The sequence below is a fragment of the Mycolicibacterium vulneris genome (genome assembly GCF_002104765.1).
Lineage (GTDB): Bacteria > Actinomycetota > Actinomycetes > Mycobacteriales > Mycobacteriaceae > Mycobacterium > Mycobacterium vulneris.
In genome coordinates this window covers 210963-229459 of record NZ_NCXM01000003.1, presented here as the reverse complement: position 1 = coordinate 229459, position 18497 = coordinate 210963, and the positions used below count along the sequence as shown (strand labels likewise).

The 18497-nt window shown below is 63.8% G+C and carries 14 protein-coding genes and 1 pseudogene; 14 read left to right on the top strand and 1 reads right to left on the bottom strand.

What is annotated here, in order from left to right; genetic code table 11:
- Positions 1-124: 124 nt before the first annotated feature.
- The 12 genes and pseudogenes from B8W69_RS04370 (at position 125) to B8W69_RS04310 (ending at position 13424) form a co-directional block, all read left to right on the top strand.
- The gene (locus B8W69_RS04370) at positions 125-2653 is read left to right on the top strand and encodes a transglycosylase domain-containing protein (protein ID WP_085288814.1); all 2529 of its coding nucleotides are present in this window, start codon (positions 125-127) and stop codon (positions 2651-2653) included.
- Positions 2650-4287: a glycosyltransferase family 87 protein gene (locus B8W69_RS04365; RefSeq protein ID WP_085288725.1), complete on the top strand. Its 1638-nt coding sequence runs from the start codon at positions 2650-2652 to the stop codon at positions 4285-4287. The genes B8W69_RS04370 and B8W69_RS04365 overlap by 4 nt, the downstream gene beginning before the upstream one ends.
- Positions 4287-4639: pseudogene (locus tag B8W69_RS04360) on the top strand (DJ-1/PfpI family protein); the annotation flags it as partial. The gene B8W69_RS04365 and the pseudogene B8W69_RS04360, both read left to right, overlap by 1 nt.
- A gap of 142 nt (positions 4640-4781) precedes the next feature.
- The gene (locus tag B8W69_RS04355; protein ID WP_133057972.1) at positions 4782-5105 is read left to right on the top strand and encodes a hypothetical protein; all 324 of its coding nucleotides are present in this window, start codon (positions 4782-4784) and stop codon (positions 5103-5105) included.
- A 127-nt stretch (positions 5106-5232) separates the two neighbouring features.
- Entirely contained in the window at positions 5233-5523 is a 291-nt protein-coding gene (rpsF, locus tag B8W69_RS04350) for a 30S ribosomal protein S6 (protein WP_007771721.1), read from the top strand.
- A gap of 126 nt (positions 5524-5649) precedes the next feature.
- Positions 5650-6174 (top strand): single-stranded DNA-binding protein, encoded by a 525-nt coding sequence (locus B8W69_RS04345; RefSeq protein WP_085288723.1) that lies wholly within the window; start codon positions 5650-5652, stop codon positions 6172-6174.
- 43 nt (positions 6175-6217) lie between these two features.
- Positions 6218-6472, top strand: a complete 255-nt coding sequence (gene rpsR / locus B8W69_RS04340; RefSeq protein WP_064883223.1) for a 30S ribosomal protein S18 — start codon at positions 6218-6220, stop codon at positions 6470-6472.
- Between the two features lie 31 nt (positions 6473-6503).
- On the top strand, positions 6504-6962 hold the full coding sequence (gene rplI / locus B8W69_RS04335) for a 50S ribosomal protein L9 (protein ID WP_065029504.1): 459 nt from the start codon (positions 6504-6506) through the stop codon (positions 6960-6962).
- 530 nt (positions 6963-7492) lie between these two features.
- On the top strand, positions 7493-8869 hold the full coding sequence (gene dnaB / locus B8W69_RS04325) for a replicative DNA helicase (RefSeq protein WP_007771724.1): 1377 nt from the start codon (positions 7493-7495) through the stop codon (positions 8867-8869).
- A gap of 147 nt (positions 8870-9016) precedes the next feature.
- The gene (locus tag B8W69_RS04320; RefSeq protein WP_110881829.1) at positions 9017-10036 is read left to right on the top strand and encodes a TnsA-like heteromeric transposase endonuclease subunit; all 1020 of its coding nucleotides are present in this window, start codon (positions 9017-9019) and stop codon (positions 10034-10036) included.
- A 55-nt stretch (positions 10037-10091) separates the two neighbouring features.
- Positions 10092-12188 carry an integrase gene (locus B8W69_RS04315; protein WP_220084544.1) on the top strand — a complete coding sequence of 699 codons (2097 nt, stop codon included), beginning with the start codon at positions 10092-10094 and terminating at the stop codon, positions 12186-12188.
- 6 nt (positions 12189-12194) lie between these two features.
- The gene (locus B8W69_RS04310) at positions 12195-13424 is read left to right on the top strand and encodes a TniB family NTP-binding protein (protein WP_085288722.1); all 1230 of its coding nucleotides are present in this window, start codon (positions 12195-12197) and stop codon (positions 13422-13424) included.
- Here the strand turns inward: B8W69_RS04310 and B8W69_RS04305 are convergent.
- Positions 13343-15013, bottom strand: coding sequence for a TniQ family protein (locus tag B8W69_RS04305; RefSeq protein WP_085288721.1), 1671 nt, complete (start codon positions 15011-15013; stop codon positions 13343-13345). The two genes, B8W69_RS04310 and B8W69_RS04305, sit on opposite strands and share 82 nt — an antisense overlap.
- A 144-nt stretch (positions 15014-15157) precedes the next feature.
- On the opposite strand from B8W69_RS04305, the gene B8W69_RS04300 reads away from it, so the two are divergent.
- Positions 15158-15454 (top strand): helix-turn-helix domain-containing protein, encoded by a 297-nt coding sequence (locus B8W69_RS04300; RefSeq protein ID WP_062886270.1) that lies wholly within the window; start codon positions 15158-15160, stop codon positions 15452-15454.
- A 5-nt stretch (positions 15455-15459) separates the two neighbouring features.
- Positions 15460-18201, top strand: coding sequence for a TniQ family protein (locus tag B8W69_RS04295; RefSeq protein WP_085288720.1), 2742 nt, complete (start codon positions 15460-15462; stop codon positions 18199-18201).
- Positions 18202-18497 lie beyond the last annotated feature (296 nt).

Below are 18497 nucleotides of genomic sequence, written 5' to 3'. Positions count from 1 at the left end.
GTCCGGTGACCAACGTGGGCCCGCGACTGAGCATGGAGGCAATCAGAGTTCTGACAAGCGCCCGGAGCCCGACCGTCCGGACGCCGGCCGTCGGGATCCCGAACGCCGGGAGGCGCCGCCGACGATCAACCGCCGCCGTAAAGCCCCGCCGGACGATCGGCTGACGACGATCCTGCCGCCGGTCCAAGACGACGGGGCGCCCCGGCGCTCCGACCCCATCGAGGAAGTCAAAGCCGCGCTGGCCGGCTCCCCGTCGACGCCGTCACGACGGGACGCGCTCGACGAGGTGAAGGCCGCACTCGACGGCCGGGACCCGACGTCCGGCCGGCAAGAGCGGGCCGGCCTCGGCGGTGGCCCGCCGGCCGGGCCGCCCCCGCCGCCCAGACGACCCGGACGCCCGGGAGGACCCGCCGGTCCCGGCGGGCTGCCCATCCCACCCTGGCGCGACTGGGCCTGGACCGAGCAGATCAACTGGCTGTGGGTACGGCGAGGGGCGTACATCTGCGCGGCGGTGCTGGTGCTGTTGCCGATCGTCACCTTCGCGATGGCCTACTTCATCGTCGACATCCCCAAACCGGGTGACCTTCGCACCAACCAGGTTTCGACGATTTTGGCCAGCGACGGCTCGGAGATCGCCAAGATCATCCCGCCTGAGGGCAATCGGGTCGACGTCAACATCAACCAAGTTCCGGTGCATGTGCGCCAGGCGGTGATCGCCGCCGAAGACCGCAATTTCTACTCGAACCCGGGATTCGATTTCAGCGGTTTCGCGCGCGCGGTGAACAACAACCTCTTCGGCAGCGGTGATCTGCAGGGTGGGTCGACGATCACCCAGCAGTATGTGAAGAACGCGCTGGTCGGTTCGGCCCAGCACGGGGTCAGCGGCCTGATGCGAAAGGCCAAGGAACTCGTCATCGCCACCAAGATGTCGGGGGAGTGGTCAAAAGACGATGTGCTGCAGGCCTATCTGAACATCATCTACTTCGGGCGGGGCGCCTACGGGATTTCGGCCGCCGCCAAGGCCTATTTCAACAAACCCGTCGAGCAGCTCACGGTTTCCGAGGGCGCACTGCTGGCGGCGCTGATCCGCCGGCCGTCCTCGCTGGACCCGGCGATCGATCCGCAGGGCGCCCGTGCCCGCTGGGCGTGGGTGCTCGACGGCATGGTGGAAACCAAGGCGCTGTCTCCGAGTGATCGTTCCGCGCAGGAGTTCCCGCCGACCGTGCCGCCGGATGAGGCGCGCGCGCAGAACCAGACGACCGGGCCCAACGGGTTGATCGAGCGTCAGGTGACGAAAGAGTTGATGGAGCTGTTCAACATCGACGAGCGCACCCTGAACACCCAGGGCCTGCAGGTCACCACCACCATCGACCCGAAGGCCCAGCAGGCGGCGGAGAAGGCCGTGTCGAAGTACCTCGACGGACAAGACCCCGATATGCGTTCGGCCGCAGTCTCGGTCGATCCGCACGACGGCGCGATACGCGCCTACTTCGGCGGCACCGACGCCAACGGGTTCGACTTTGCTCAGGCCGGCCTGCAGACCGGGTCGTCGTTCAAAGTGTTCTGCCTCATCGCCGCGCTCGAGCAGGGGATCGGCCTGGGCTTCCAGGTGGACAGCTCACCGCTGACCGTCGATGGCATCAAGATCACCAACGTCGAGGGCGAGAGCTGCGGGACCTGCAACATCGCCCAGGCGCTCAAGATGTCGTTGAACACCTCCTACTACCGGCTGATGCTCAAGCTCAAGGGCGGCCCGCAGGCCGTCGCCGACGCCGCGCACCAAGCCGGCATCGCGACCAGCTTCCCCGGCGTCGCCCACACCCTCTCCGAGGACGGCAAGGGCGGACCACCCAACAACGGAGTTGTGCTGGGCCAGTATCAAACCCGGGTGTTCGACATGGCCTCGGCGTACGCCACGCTCGCGGCCTCCGGCGTCTATCACCGCCCGCACTTCGTGCAGAAGGTCGTCAACTCCGACGGCCAGGTCCTGTTCGACGCCGCGAACTCCGACAACAAGAGCGAACAGCGCATCCCCAAGGCCGTCGCCGACAACACCACCGCGGCTATGGTGCCGATCGCCGCCTATTCGCGCGGCCACGCCCTGTCCGGCGGTCGGCCGTCGGCCGCCAAGACGGGCACCACCCAGCTCGGTGACACCACCTCGAACAAGGACGCCTGGATGGTGGGCTATACACCCTCGCTGTCCACCGCGGTGTGGGTGGGCACGGCCAAAGGCGATAGCCCGCTGGTAACGGCTTCGGGAGGACCGGTTTACGGCTCGGGGCTGCCGTCGGACATCTGGAAGTCCACCATGGACGGCGCACTCAAGGGCACGTCCAACGAATCCTTCCCCAAGCCGACCGAGATCGGCGGTTACGCGGGCGTGCCCGTCGCGCCCCCGCCGCCTCCGCCGCCGTCGGAGACCGTCATCCAGCCCACCATCGAAGTGGCGCCGGGCATCACCATTCCGGTCGGTCCGCCCACGACGATCACCGTGGCGCCACCGGCACCCGGCGGTCCGCCAGGTGGTGGCCTGGAGCCGGGTGGCCCGCCTGGTGGCCCCTTTGGTGGCCCGCCGGGTGGTGGCGTCCCGGGTGGTGGCGTCCCGGGTGGTGGCGTGCCGCCGGGTGGACCCCAAGCGCCGCCACCGTGACCGACGCCGCGGAGCACGGCGCGACGACCTCACCGCAGCGGCTCGCCCCGGATCTGCGCAGCGCCGACAACCGAGATTGCCCGAGCCGCAACGACTTTCTGGGTGCTGCGCTCGCCGACGTCGTCGGCGGACCGGTCGGTCGGCACGCTCTGATCGGCCGCTCCCGGCTGATGACCCCGCTGCGGGTGATGTTCTTGATCGCGCTGGTGTTCCTGGCGCTCGGCTGGTCGACGAAGGCGGCCTGTCTGCAGAGCACCGGCACCGGGGCCGCCGACCAGCGGGTGGCCAACTGGGACAACCAGCGCGCCTACTACGAGTTGTGTTACTCCGACACCGTGCCGCTCTACGGCGCGGAGTTGTTGAGCCAGGGCAAGTTTCCCTACAAGTCGAGCTGGGTCGAGACCGACTCGAGCGGCGCCCAGCAGATCCGTTACGACGGCCAGCCCGCGGTGCGCTACATGGAGTATCCGGTGCTGACCGGGATCTATCAGTATGTGTCGATGGCCCTGGCCAAGACCTATACCGCGTTGAGCAAGCTCGTCCCGCTTCCGGTGGTCGCCGAGGTGGTGATGTTCTTCGATGTCGCGGCTTTCGGGCTGGCACTGGCCTGGCTGGCCACCGTTTGGGCGAGCGCCGGCCTGGCCGGGCGGCGGATCTGGGATGCGGCCCTGGTGGCCGGCTCCCCAATACTGATCTTTCAGATATTCACCAACTTCGATGCGCTGGCAACGGCTTTCGCGATGGCCGGGCTCCTGGCCTGGGCGCGGCGAAAACCGGTGCTGGCCGGGGTGCTGATCGGCGTGGGCGCCGCGGCGAAGCTATATCCGCTGCTGTTCCTGGGCCCGATGCTGCTGCTGGGAATCCGGACCGGACGTCTGCGTGCGTGGGCCCGCACCACGGTCGCGGCGGGAGTGACCTGGCTGCTGGTGAACCTGCCCGTGCTGGTGTTCTTTCCGCGTGGCTGGTCGGAGTTCTTCCGGCTCAACACCCGTCGCGGCGACGACATGGACTCGGTGTACAACGTGATCAAGTCGTTCACCGGCTGGCGGGGGTTTGATCCCAAGCTCGGGTTCTGGCAGCCGCCGACGGTGCTCAACACCGTCGTCGCGGTGCTGTTCGTGGCGTGTTGTGCGGCAATCGCATTCATCGTGCTGACCGCCCCGCAACGGCCACGATTGCCGCAACTGCTTTTCCTGGTGGTCGCCGCTTTCCTGCTGACCAATAAGGTGTGGAGCCCGCAGTTCTCGCTGTGGCTGGTGCCGCTGGCGGTGCTCGCGCTGCCGCATCGCCGGCTACTGCTGGCGTGGATGACCGTCGACGCACTGGTGTGGGTGCCGCGGATGTATTACCTGTACGGCAACCCCAACCGTTCGTTGCCCGAACAGTTCTTCACCACGACCGTGCTGCTGCGGGATGTCGCGGTTATCGTGTTGTGCGCGTTGGTGATTCGCCAGATCTATCGGCCCGGTGAGGACTTGGTGCGCTGGGGCGGGCGGGTGGACGATCCGGCGGGCGGCCCATTCGACCGCGCTCCTGACGCGCCACCCGGGTGGGTGCCGGATTGGCTGCGCCCCGTGGCGCTGCGGCGATCGGCTCCGGCGACCGAATCGCCGCTCGCGGAGGTGTCGGCGTGATGCTCGTCGCCATCCCGTTGTTCCCGCAGTTCACCGCACTCGATGCCGTCGGACCCTATGAGGTGCTGCAACGCATTCCGTCGGTCGACGTGATTTTCGTGGGGCACCGGCGTGGTGAGGTGCGTACCGAAAACGGATGCTGGGTGTCACCTGCGATACCGCATTCGACGAAATCGGTGCGCCCGACGTCGTGGTGGTCCCCGGCGGCATCGGTACCCGCGGGCTGATTGAGGACGAAGCGATCCGCGCCTGGTTGCAGCGGGTGCATCCGAATACCCGGTTCACCACCTCGGTGTGCACCGGCGCGCTGCTGCTGGCCGCGGCCGGCCTGCTGGACGGACTGACCGCGACCGGGGCCAGGGCGCGCGAATACGCGCAATCCCGGAGGTGATCAACCCCTACCGGCAAAGGCTGGGGCGGGGCGCTGGGCGAGATGCGGACCAGGCGGGTGGCCTTGACCGGCGGTTATCAACACACAGTTGTATCGTTCGGTTGTGCCGATCGCTATGAGAATCAGGCGCGGGCGTTGGAGCTGCGGCAGTTTCGCCGTCGCTCTGGCGGCAATAAGCATCGTTGGCTGCGCCCCCGCCAACCAAAAGCCGCCCGTCGCCTACCAGCGCGGCTACGACGCCGGTCACGGCGCTCACGTTCTGCGGTTGATAAAGCAGGACGGCGAACTTCCCATCATGGCGTGCAGCGACAGCCAGCAATCAGACAAATTGGGTCAGAACTACAGCTTCGACGATGCGGCCGTGTACCGGCAGGGTTGCCTCGACGCCGTTCGCGATCAGGGGATTTCGCCGAGCGCGGGCTTCTGAGGGCGGACAGCAGCCGTTTTGGGTCCTGGTCAGGCATCCGGTAGCCTGATGCGGTTGCCGACGCAGGCGACCCTCCTGCCACGGAACGTCCGTGGCCGCACAGACCAGAGGAGGTGGTGAGGTTTCCATGCGTCCATACGAAATCATGGTCATTCTTGACCCCACGCTCGACGAGCGCACCGTTGCCCCGTCCTTGGAGACGTTCCTCAACGTCGTCCGCAAGGATGGCGGATCCGTCGACAAGGTCGACATTTGGGGCCGGCGCCGTCTGGCCTACGAGATCGCCAAGCACGCCGAAGGCATCTACGTCGTCGTCGACCTGAAGGCTGAGCCGGCGACGGTGTCCGAGCTCGACCGCCAGCTGAGCCTCAACGAGTCGGTACTGCGCACCAAGGTGATGCGCACCGACAAGCACTAACAGCCTTGGCTGCGTCGCGTGCTTCTCGTCGGCGCACCTGCTTAGGCTGTGGAGAGCTCAGCGAAAGTACGCTCATGACACCCACCACCCGAGCGGCGAGAAACAGGTCGGAACGAGGAGGAAATTGTGGCTGGTGACACCACTATCACCGTTGTTGGAAACCTGACCGCCGACCCCGAATTGCGCTTTACCCCGTCGGGTGCCGCCGTCGCGAACTTCACCGTGGCGTCGACCCCCCGGATCTATGACCGCCAAGGCGGGGAATGGAAAGACGGTGAGGCGCTGTTCCTGCGATGCAACATCTGGCGGGAAGCCGCCGAGAATGTCGCGGAAAGCCTCACGCGTGGTGCCCGGGTGATTGTCACGGGCCGGCTCAAGCAACGCTCTTTTGAGACTCGTGAAGGTGAGAAGCGCACCGTCTTCGAGGTCGAGGTCGACGAGATCGGCCCTTCGCTGCGGTATGCCACGGCCAAGGTCAACAAGGCCAGCCGCAGCGGCGGTGGCGGTGGTGGCGGCGGCTTCGGCGGTGGCGGCGGTGGCGGATCCCGCCAGCAGTCGGCGCCGGCGAGCAGCGCACCCGCGGACGACCCGTGGGGCAGCGCCCCCGCGTCGGGCTCGTTCGGCGGCGGGGACGACGAACCGCCCTTCTGATTTGAAAAAACTTCAGTAATAGAGAACGGAAAGAAAAACAGACATGGCCAAGTCCAACAAGCGGCGGCCGGCTCCGGAAAAGCCGGTCAAGGCACGGAAATGTGTCTTCTGCGCCAAAAAGGGTCAAGCGATCGACTACAAGGACACCGCGCTGCTGCGTACGTACATCAGCGAGCGCGGCAAGATCCGTGCGCGTCGCGTCACCGGCAATTGCGTGCAGCACCAGCGTGACATCGCCATCGCGGTGAAGAACGCCCGCGAAGTGGCGCTGCTGCCCTTTACCTCCTCGGCGCGATAGTCGCCGCAGGCCTACCGAAAGTACGAAAACGATGAAGCTGATTCTGACGGCTGACGTCGACCACCTTGGTACCGTCGGCGACACTGTCGAGGTCAAGGACGGTTACGGCCGTAACTTCCTGCTCCCGCGCGGTTTGGCGATCGTGGCCTCCCGCGGCGCGCAGAGGCAGGCCGACGATATCCGTCGCGCCCGCGAAACCAAGGCGGTCCGCGACCTCGGGCACGCCAACGAACTCAAGACGGCGATCGAGGCGCTCGGCCCGGTCTCGCTGCCGGTGAAGACCGCGGCCGATTCCGGAAAGCTGTTCGGCTCGGTGACGGCCGGCGATGTCGTCGCGGCGATCAAGAAGGCCGGCGGCCCCAACTTGGACAAGCGGATCGTGCGGCTGCCCAAATCGCACATCAAGGCCGTCGGGACGCACCCGGTGGCGGTGCACCTGCACCCCGAGGTCGACGTCGAGGTCGCGCTCGAGGTCGTCGCGCAGAGCTAAGCGCCCCACATTTGCTCGGAGCCCGGCGATGGCCTGATCGGCTGCCGCCGGGCTTCGTTGTGCTGTTGGCACGCGGCCACACTCCGCTGGCAGCGATCGCGGACGTGCTCCCCGGCGAACTATTTCTGGGGTGTATTTCGCCGGGGCGCTTTACCGGCCCGTAACGCTGGGAAAACGCGGCCGAAAGCCAACACGCCCGGGGCAGTAACCTGGCCCGACACGCCGTAGAGATTCTTGTCCACACGAATTCCATGGCGTTGTATGGCCGGTATCTGCAGTGATGTCCTAACCCTTTGCATTAATCCACAGGTTCTCCACACCCCCCTCAACACAGGTGTCGACGGCTATGCACACACGATGCACAGCTTCATAAACAACACCCCCTTTGCCTAGTAGCCAGCAACGTTTAACGTCGTCCCGGCGCCGGGCTTGCGGGTGCCATCGGGCGCAGGTTGTCAGCACCTTGACTTACGCTCGAGTCAACTATCGAATGTATGTTCGGATGCGTGAATCAGGGGAGGAGGGAATCCGTGGCGGTCGTCGATGACTTGGCGTCGGGCATGGATTCCTCGCCGCCGAGCGAGGACTTCGGCCGGCAGCCACCGCAGGACCTGGCGGCCGAACAGGCGGTGCTGGGCGGCATGCTGCTGAGCAAGGACGCCATCGCCGATGTGCTGGAACGGCTGCGGCCCGGCGACTTCTACCGCCCCGCTCACCAGAACGTTTACGACGCGATCCTCGACCTTTATGGGCGTGGCGAGCCGGCTGACGCGGTGACGGTCGCCGCGGAGCTGGACCGCCGCAACCTGCTGCGCCGCATCGGCGGAGCACCGTATCTACACACGCTGATCTCGACGGTGCCGACCGCGGCCAACGCGAGCTACTACGCGACCATCGTGGCCGAGAAGGCGCTCCTGCGGCGCCTCGTGGAGGCCGGCACACGAGTCGTGCAATACGGCTACGCGGGCGCCGAGGGAGCCGACGTGGCCGAGGTGGTCGACCGCGCGCAGGCCGAAATCTACGAGGTGGCCGAGCGCCGGACGTCGGAGGATTTCGTCCCCCTCGAGGATCTGCTGCAGCCGACCATGGACGAGATCGACGCCATCGCCTCGAACGGTGGCGTCGCTCGCGGCGTGCCGACCGGTTTCACCGAGCTCGACGAGGTGACCAACGGTCTGCATGCCGGGCAGATGATCATCGTGGCGGCCAGGCCTGGAGTCGGGAAATCGACACTGGGCCTCGATTTTTTGCGGTCGTGCTCGATCAAGCACCGCATGGCGAGCGTCATCTTCTCGCTGGAGATGAGCAAGTCCGAGATCGTGATGCGGCTGCTGTCGGCGGAAGCGAAGATCAAGCTCGCGGACATGCGGTCCGGTCGCATGAGCGATGAGGACTGGACGCGGCTGGCGCGGCGGATGAGCGAAATCAGCGAGGCGCCACTGTATATCGACGACTCGCCGAACCTGACGATGATGGAGATCCGCGCCAAGGCGCGCCGGTTGCGGCAGAAATCCGACCTGCGTCTGGTCGTGGTCGATTATCTGCAGCTGATGTCGTCGGGTAAGAAGGTCGAGTCACGGCAGCTCGAGGTATCCGAATTCTCGCGCCACCTCAAGCTTTTGGCCAAGGAGCTCGAGGTTCCCGTCGTCGCGATCAGCCAGCTCAACCGCGGTCCCGAGCAGCGCACCGACAAGAAGCCGATGCTGTCGGACCTGCGTGAGTCGGGATCGCTGGAGCAGGACGCCGACATGGTGATCCTGCTGAACCGGCCGGACGCATTCGAGCGCGACGACCCGCGCGGGGGTGAGGCGGATTTCATTCTCGCCAAGCACCGCAACGGCCCCACCAAGACGGTGACGGTTGCGCACCAGCTGCACCTGTCGCGGTTCACCAACATGGCGCGGTGACTGTAGGTAGTTGTCGAGATGCAACGAAGATTAGCGAATAGGCTCTGCCAGATTATCTAGCCGCTAGAGCATTGCTGCACCCGTCATCACCTGCGATTTTGCCGGCCTTCGGGAGTCGTAGGGCAGGTGTCAAAGCCGCACGAATGAGTGTTTTGGCTCCGATATCGGAGCCACCGTCAACATTTATGTCAAGTTGATGTCTTGTGTCGGCGTGCCGGCGTTGTTACCGTTTATGCGTGTCCACCGCCGGTCATCGGCGCGGATGTGGCCGCTAGGGCGTCTCGCGCAAATAGTCCGGGGAGCGGTGGTCGATCTGGTGCAGGTCGGCGCCCCTATGCGTCTCCTCGAGGCGGGATATCGTCCGGCTCCGACCACTTTGGTAGCGGCGGAGATTCGAGGCCTGTTGCAGCGAGTCGGCGAGGCGCGGAAGTTTTTCAGCTAGAAGCCGTTGGCGCAGTCAGGTGGACGTTCCGGTCGGGGGTCCGCGAAGAGGTGATCTGGGACTGGCAAGCGCGCAACAGTCCGCCGCTGCGTTCGCTGCAACCCGTCCGTGAAACTCGTGCCTCGTGGCACGCGCGGCACATTCCGGTGTCGGCGTTCTCGATGAGCAACGATGACCACGTCTGGTTGGAGTCCGGTCTCGAGCACGATCTACTGCGTAAATGTGATCGCGATCCGCGCGTCAGTTGGCTGGTCTCACAGCCATTTCGACTGTCGTGGGGTGGACCGACGCCCGGCCGTCACACGCCGGACTTGCTCAGTCTCTCGGCTGAGGACGACGTCACTGTCTGGGATGCTCGGCGGCTTGACGAGCAGGACGAGACCTTCTCGTTTCAGGCCGAGGTTACGCGTAAATGTTGTGAGACGGTCGGCTGGCGGTATGAGGTCTTCAATGGACTAGCCACGGTTGAACGCTTGAACCTATTGTGGCTGCACGGTTTCAGGCGACGTCCCGATTGGCTGCCCCGGCAGATTGGCCTGATCCGACGTGTTGCCGGCGCCGATGGTATCTCTCTTGGAGACTTATTTGCGTTTGATGACGGCTCAGGTGAGCTGAAATCGGTTGTATGGCACCTTATTTGGCTCGGCGCGCTCAGCGTCGACCTCATGGCGCCGATTGATGACGATTCTTTTGTCGCTGTGGATGAGGAGTTGTGGGATGTCTGATGGGCGTACGGCCCTTACCGAGGGGGCACGCGTACTCACGGGTCGAGGCACGGGGGTGGTGGTGTCGATCGGGGTGTCGGGGTGGACGATCAGGGACGCCTTCGGCGGTCTTGAGGTCATCGGGTACTTAGACGTGATTGCGGTGCGTGAAGTTCGGGCGGGCGAAGTTGCACCGATGGCCGATGCGCTGCGACCCCTCTGGGATGCCATTGATGAGAATGCTAGGACTACGGCGTTGGACCGCTTGGAGGTGGTGCAAGAGATTTTTACCGGTTACCGGGAAGGTCATCGTGAACTTGCGCGCGAGGGTGAGCCGCGATATCCGTTCGGGCCCGGGTTCGGGGTTTCTGAAACTCGGCGGTGCGAGGTCATGGCCGGCGTTCTCGCAGAGGAACTCGTTCGTGACCGGGCTGTCCAGCGGCGCGTTCAGGATGGCGAGATACGCGCCATCACAACGAATCCCAGCACGATCAGGAAATGGCTGCGGGGATGGAAGGACGGTGGGCTAAGGGCGCTCATCGACGGTCGCAGCCTGCGTGGCCGGAAGTCGTGGGATCTGATAGATCTGCGATATCGAGAAGCAGCTGTGCAAGAGGTCGACGCCCTCGACGGTGATAAGTCGACGGTAGCGGACGCAGAGATCCATCGGCGGGCGCTCGTGCGACTCAAAGATGACGGCGCCAAGGATCTGGTGATCCCACAGAGACTCTCTGGCGAGTTTATTTCACAGCTAAGGAAGCAGCGAGGGGCGACGCCGCGCGCTCAGCGCAGCAACCGTTTGCGGGAGACATCGGGCACGCAACATTTTCCCGCCATCCGCCCCGGCCAGGTGGTCGCTATTGACGCAACGAGGGCGGACAATTTGGTCTATTCGCCGCTGAGCGGAAAGCCTTATAGCGTCGAGATTTTGACGGCGATAGATGTCTGCACGCGGGTCGTTGTGGCGCTGCGTGTGACACCGCGAAGCGCTGACGGCGTAGACGCTGGGCTGATGGTCTACGACATCTGTCGTCCATTTTCTGCCGTCGTGCGGGGGACCACGATGACTGATTGGCGATGGGTCGGCTTGCCGGAGCACCTCGACTTGTCTCACATTTCAGTACGTGTTGGACGCCAGCTGTTCGCGCCAGATTTTACGACGTTGCAGGGTGCGCACCATATTCCTTCGGTACGTCCGGACGCGATCCATGCCGATCAAGGCGCGATCTTTGTTTGCAGGCTGTTTCGGGCGCTGCTTCGTACCCTTGGGATTGACTTGCTGTTAAGCCGTGGCGGTCATCCAACGGATAATCCTCACGTCGAACGCTGGCATGAAACGTTGCAGCGAGCTCTGCAGCAGTACCCAGGTTATAAGGGACGCAACACTTCTGAACGCGGGCGGTTGGTGTCTAAAGAACCGTTGATGACAGCTCAGCAGCTGCAAGACCACTTACGGCGGTTCGTCGCGCTGGACTATCACCGTGACTGGCACACCGGCATGATCCTTGACGGCGAGCCGGGAGCGAGGATGTGTCCACTGGAGATGTGGGATGCATGTACAGAGGCCACGGGCCGAATCGACGTGCCGCAAACACCCGATCTGATTTACCAATTCTTACCTGTGAAATGGCTGACCATCAGTCATCAGGGCGTCGAGTGCGCCAACTTGGTTTACGACTCGCCGGTGCTCAACGACTACCGAACTGTACCTGTCGGTTACTTCCGCGATGGCGATCGTGCGGCACCGTTTCACGTCGATCCGCACGATGTGTCGCGTATCTGGTTTCGCGACCCCGTGACCGACCGGGTGGATCCTGTGCTATGGCGCGGCGCTATGTGCACGGATGCCCCGATGACTGCCCGCATCGTCGCCACCGCCTGCCGCCGGGTCCGTGATCGAGGCGGCAACACGGTTCTCAACAGAAATTCCGCGACGCGCCAGATCCTCGACGAATTAACGGAGCTGTCTCGGGTCACTAAACCGTCCGGGGACTGGAATCCTGTTGTGGCGGCGACACTTCGCGTTGAACAAGCACGCCGGGATCACAACGAAGCGCAACGCGCCATCCATGAGTATCCGCTGAAGAAACACATAGACGATCCGACCGCGACGGCCGTGTCGCGCGATGTATCGATCCGTACGCGGTGGCCGGACCTATTGACCGAGGACTGATTACACGTGGACTCTCGCTGCTGGCATGACTGGTGCATCTCTGCTCCACCAGCCGAACCGGCGCCGCTGACACTCAAGCAGTGGAACGCCCTCGGCGATGCGCCGCGCAGATCCCATATCAAGCAGTTGAGGCGGTGGCTTCGTCAGTGTTACTTCGAGACCACTCAATTCAACGCGGTAACTAAGCGATTAAACGCGATCGTGGAATTCAACAGTGAAACGCTGCCCGGCGCTAAGCAGATTGCGGTCATCACCGGGCCGAACACGATCGGCAAGAGCGCATTTGTCATGAACTGGGCACGGCAGTGCTACCTCGGCTGGACTGAACACGCTAGCGTAGCTGCCGGGGGCTACCCGGTGTGGTATCCGACGCCGGACGTTGAATGTGACCTGTGCCCAGTAGTGATTTTCAACCTCCAAGAAGACGCTCAGGTGAAGGCGCTTGAATCACAAGTCTTGGACTTTCACCGCTTGCCCAGCGATAGCACCGCCCATGCCACCACTAGGAGCGCGATCAAGGCGGTCATCCGTCACCGGGCTCAAGTGGTGGTGATCGATGATGTCAATCTGCTGAGGACCGAGTGGGGCAGAACGCGTCCTGTTCTTGACCACATCAAATTTCTCAACACCGTCCTGGGTGAAACCAATGCGAGCCTTGTGTTGGTTGGGGCCAACCTATTAGGGGGTGGGCTATTGAATGATCCGCAGATCCAGGGCAGGTCGAAAACAATCTTGGTAACCCAATACGAGATAGACGAACCCGATGAGCAGCGCGCATGGCAGCGCGTAATCCGAGACATCGAGAAGCAACTTCTTCCCCATCTACCAGCGGGCAGGCCGGGGATGCTGTACCGAGACCTTGCGGGGGAAATATGGTTTCGCACGCAAGGCTACTTTCAAGATCTCAAAGAATTGATCTGCGAAGCGACGCTCGCGGCGACCGACGACGGCACCCACAGGATCGTGCGCGCCCACCTCGATGCAGTGACCCTCAGTGATCGGGCTGAATTGAGGCGGCGCGAAATGATGGATCGAGAAGGTCTCCTCAAGGCGGTCAAGAAGAATGCAGGATCAAAGACGCGGACCGCTAAGACATCATCTACTGCCGAGGACGTCCCGCCCTCATTGAAACGAAGCGAGAATCGCCGGTCCGGTCAGCCAGGGCGCTCGTCGAGCACCAGTGACCGCAGGCCTGCCTCAGCGGCGGGCGCGAGCCGCTCCGAAAACTCGCGGTAGCTAGCCTTAGCGCGCGCAGTCACGGAGTTCTGCCAAGCAGGGCTTGCCCCGAGCCATCCCTGAGCCGGCTCACACCACATCCAGGTGATGGCATACAGCAACGATGCCGGGCGACGATCGGGCCGAGATGATGTGCGCCAGCGGTCGAACCAGGCACTGGGGTCGGAGGCGAGGGCCGCAACGCGAGTTTCACGCTGACGGAAGTTGCGGTCCCGCGGCAGCACACGCAGGGTTCGGCGCACCGCATCGGCGAATACCTCCGGTGTCGCACGCATTCGACCGCTCGCGGCTCGTGCCGTTCGCCAGCCGATCGCTGGATCTAGTCCGAGCTGTGTTGCGGCTGCCGGCCAGTTCTGTGCCGCGGTGACCGATCGCGCCAGGCACAGCGAGACGTAGAGCCGGCCCGTCCATTGATAGCCGCCAAGCATGTCGTCGAAGAACTCGACGAACAGCTCGAGATCGAGCAGTTGAGGGACCGCGCAGATCGGTGGCAGCTGCCGGACCCTCATCCCGTTGAGCCGGCGGCCAACGTGATGTCGCCCCGAAAGGGCTGCAATGATCAACTCGTGGGTCGTCGCGGTGCGGGTGGTGCGATTGAGCAGCCAGTTATTCGGTCCGTTGGCGACGCCCGAGATCGGCGCCAGCCATGTCGCGAGGCGCGCTCCGGCGTTGGTGAGCGTGGACTGACCGAGGATGGCGTTGGCTTCTGCGAGAACGTGTCCGCGTAATGCAGAGCTCCTGGGCGGACTGATTCCCCACCGGGGGTTGCGCAGTTCTGCCGTACGTGAGGCGGATTCGTTGTGGATGAGGCGTGACCATTCGGGTGATGCAGAATCGCGGGCGGTAGTAAGGAGGTGGAGCAGCATCGTCGCGACGTGCCGCAATTCGGCGAGAAAGATTCGAGGATCGACTTCGCGGCCCAGCATGTCGACGCGCCGACCCGCCAGCGCCAGCGCAACCATGTTCACGGCGGCGACTGCTGCCGGTGCTGCACGTCGGGTTCTTTGGTTCACGATCGGCCACGCGCAGTGGCGCTGAAGTCCGATCGGGTTGCCGCACAGCTGGTCTGGACCTACCGACGGGCGCATGGGGGAGTGCCTCCGTATCCGGAAACGCCGTTGGCACGCAGCGCATTGGGTGAGCAGTTCCACATCGTGAATCCTGCATACCGCGACCAGAGGCAGCCGCCACTCCAACCTCCATATCCCGTCACGTGCCAGGCATATGGGGCAGGCTTGGGAGCCATGCGGGGGGAACCAGCCCTGTGCGACGAGGCTGCGGTACGTGTGCCGCCGGCTGGGATCAAGCCCCTCCAGATGGAGCGGCAGCCCGTCGCCATAACGCACCAGCGTGGCTGCAGTGAGCGCCGCGCGGTCAGCCCCGCCAAGATCGGCAATCGCTTCGACGGCGGCGCGCTGAGGCTTGATCATCAGAAACACCAACGCCATTGGGTCTGTGCCAAGCGCCTCACGCATGAGCTTGTGCAAGGTCGCGGTGGAGAGCCCGTTCGCCTCGGCGAGCCGCTCGAGGTAGCCGTCCAGCGCTTCAGCCGGGTGTAGCGCAGGGCGACTCGGCAACAGTTCCAACATGACAACGCCCAGTCAGCCCCGTTCGACAGCGGACCCGCTGCCAGAGCCAGCTGAACGCAGCACCGCCGGCACAGTCAGCAACCACCACGTCAATGTACTACTAGTAGGGCAGACATCGGGCGGGGTTCGCCGATAACTGAAGCGGTGCCCACTCGTCCGAATCAGAACACTCCGGAACGCGTGGCGCAATGGGAGCAATCCCGACTACACGTCGGGGCCAACATCCGCAGGGTGCGTACTGAACAGGGCATGACGCAGGAAACCCTCGCGCTGAGGTCCGGTGTGACACGCAACGTGCTTATCGACGTGGAATTCGGCCGCCGCGGGCTGCTCTACGAGCGACTCTTTGACATCGCCGACGCTTTGCAGGTGTCCATCTGCGATTTGATGGCTCCGCAAGCGCACTCATCACACCGGGATCGTCAAACTCGCCCGGATTGATCTCTATGGCAACGGCGGTCGAGATGTCGGGAGCGCGGCTGGGTCCGCGAACGCTCCCGCTGGGTATCATGCCGGTGCCCGGGGAGGCACTCGAGTCGTGGTTGGCGGCACTGGCACAGTGCCTCGATCTTCAGTGGGGCAAGTTTCTCAGCGTGATTCTTCCCCGGAGCCTCGTGCCAAGGCCGCACTCGCTGGGTCGGCTGGACCTCACCGCACACCTCACGGAAGCGGAACTGCGATCCATCTCCGCGGCGACGGGTGTTGACGCCGCCTTCATCGAGGCGTTGACGTGGCGGCGATTCGACGGCCTGGTAGGCACCGTCGATGTCGCCCAACGGCAGATGAAGATGAGCTGGCCCTTCCGCCGGTTCCGATTCTGTCCGGAGTGTGTGGCCGATTCGCACGGACGTTGGCAGCTGGAGTGGCGACTGCCGTGGGTGTTTGCCTGCCAGAAGCATTTCCGCTTGCTCGCTGATAGCTGCCCGGCGTGCGGACATACCCAACGCACCAGCCGCGGCTGGCTCAGGGGCGATCTCGTCCCTGCTCCCGAACTGTGTCGTGCAACTGCACCGGACGGAAGTCGTTGTGGACATCTTCTGTCGGCAACATCAACCAGTGCTCTGACGAAAGGACATCCGTTCCTCAAAGCGCAGGCGGCGCTATCCAACATTCTCTCCGACGCGACGGTAGCTGCGGGCTTATACGGAACGATGCCGGCGTCGACGAAACAGTTCCTCGCGGACCTGCGGCTGTTGGCGATGCGGTTTGCTGAGGCAATCGATCCGCGTGAGCGCACGGTCATCACGTCGCTGCATCCGGGCAGCGACCTCGTCGCCGTGTGGGACAGCGTGGAGGTCCGGCGGTGGCGCGCCTCGCCGAAGACGCGTCGCACGGTGCCGGCGCTGATAGCCGCGGTGGGAATCACTTCCGCGCTTGAGGTCCTGCTGTGTCGCAGCGTGGACGAGGCCGCCACCCGGATGCAGCCATTGCTGGCCACGCGCCGCCAAGCCGGCAACAGCGTTTACAACGGGGCTTTGACCACGAGAAACCGCAATCCCGTCATCGACGCGGTAACGGTGCGGGCACTTCGGGATTCAATGGGCCCGTTGGACCAACTGCGATACCGAGCGTGGGAGCCGTTACCGCGATGGTCACGTAAACTAGATGCGTCAGCCCTACGCAGTATCCCTACCTGCCTGTGGAGCGACTGGGCGATTCGGCTGCTGCCCCCGGACCGAAGGACCGGGCGGCGCGGCGCCACACGAGCGGGCCTGGCCATGCTGCTGCTCGCGGTGGGCAATCGCGCTTCCGAACCCGAGATGGCAAAGAACCTCGCGATCGCGCGATTAGCAGCCAAACATGCTGAAAACCCTTGGATTCGTGTCAGATTGCTCCTGCGTGACCACGGGTGGTGGCCTAACGTCGCGACAGCACTGACGAGGCTGGCCGACCATCTGGCTGATCACCCGAGCCCGATCGACTATGCGACGCGACGGCGTCTGGACTACCGAAAACTCTTGCCAGACAACGATTGGCGGGAAATATTCGCGTCGACCGATTTCGGGAACCTGGACTGCGCCCACACTGGACAACGAGTCCGGAACTGGATGTTCGAACGGATCAGCATGTTGCCCGCCGACATGTCCCCCTTCACCGCACGCAATCCTGAACCGGCGGGCCATGTCCTAGAACCCATCGAATTGCTCGCACCCCCAATTGCTGATCGGCTCGACACCATCGCATCACGATTTCTCCAGCAGCACAGGATCGTTGATGAGCCCGTCGCATGGTCGCCGCCGCTATCATTGGTCGCCGATCTCGACCTGCCCGGACCCGACGTCGAGGCGCTCAATATCGAAGTACTCCATCAAGCGATCCTCGCGGGACCGCGATCGATCAGTGGCGCTGCCGAAGGCATGGGTGTGCGGCCGAGGGTAGTTCGCCACCTCCTGGAAAGGTCGCCGCTGCCTCAACCCGTATGCCGAGGACAACAGCGGCCAAAGAAGCCCACACGCCTCGACCGCGCACGCCTTCGACTACCGGGTGCTGAACTCGCCCGACTGCACGAACAGAAGAAATGGTCGCTCTACGCCATCGGAAAGTATTTCGGCATCGATTCAGATGTCGTTAAACAACTGGCCGTCGAGCAGGGCATTGTCATTAATCTTGTCTCGGTGCTACCGAAACCCGTGGACGCCGAGTGGCTGTACCGAGAGTACATCGTCAACGAACGCACGATGGAAGACATCGCGCTCGAAGTCGGCATCAGTCCATGGACACTGCGCGCGAGAGCCAGCGAGCTCGGAATACACAAGCGCCGCGTAACGCCGCCCATTTCCGAGGCCTGGATCTACCAGGAGTACATGGTCAACAAGCGCAGCCTAACCGACATGGCGCTCGACGCGGGCGTCGACAGGCAAGTCCTGGCCAGGCGAGCGCATAATCTCGGAATTCCCGTGCGCCGCAACCCACCTCGTCGCGCCACGTCAGTTATCACCCGGGAGCGGTTTTATGCGGAGTACGTAACCAAAAACCGCAGCCTGAGGGACATGGAGCGGGACTTCGAGGTCTCCCACGGGACTTTGCGCAAGCTCGCCAACGGATGGGGAATACCGCTGCGCCGAAGCCGTCAGCGGCAAGCAACGCTGGCTACCCAGACCGGGCGAACGAGGAGTCAGCGATCAGACCCCGAACGCCAGAGTGAGAAAAGACCACACGTGTTCAACCGGCGGTCACAGACGCGTTAAACACAGATCCCGATGCGCCAATGGTGGGTCGCGAATACGGCCGAATCAGTCGACGCTGGCATCGGCAGGCCTTGAAGTCTCTGCACCGCAGTCGATGTCAGCCGCAGTTATTTGGAGGCACAGGCATTACGCTCCGGCTGCAAATGTAAATCTCGCCGACCACGCCGACCCAGCACACTCGAGGTATGCACTACTAGTAGCACACCCGATCTGTTTTAGAAGCATCTGCCTGCAGGCGAGGAGATGCTGGCCAAGGAGTTCGTCGTGGCCTGCGGTGCGATCGGATCACCCACACT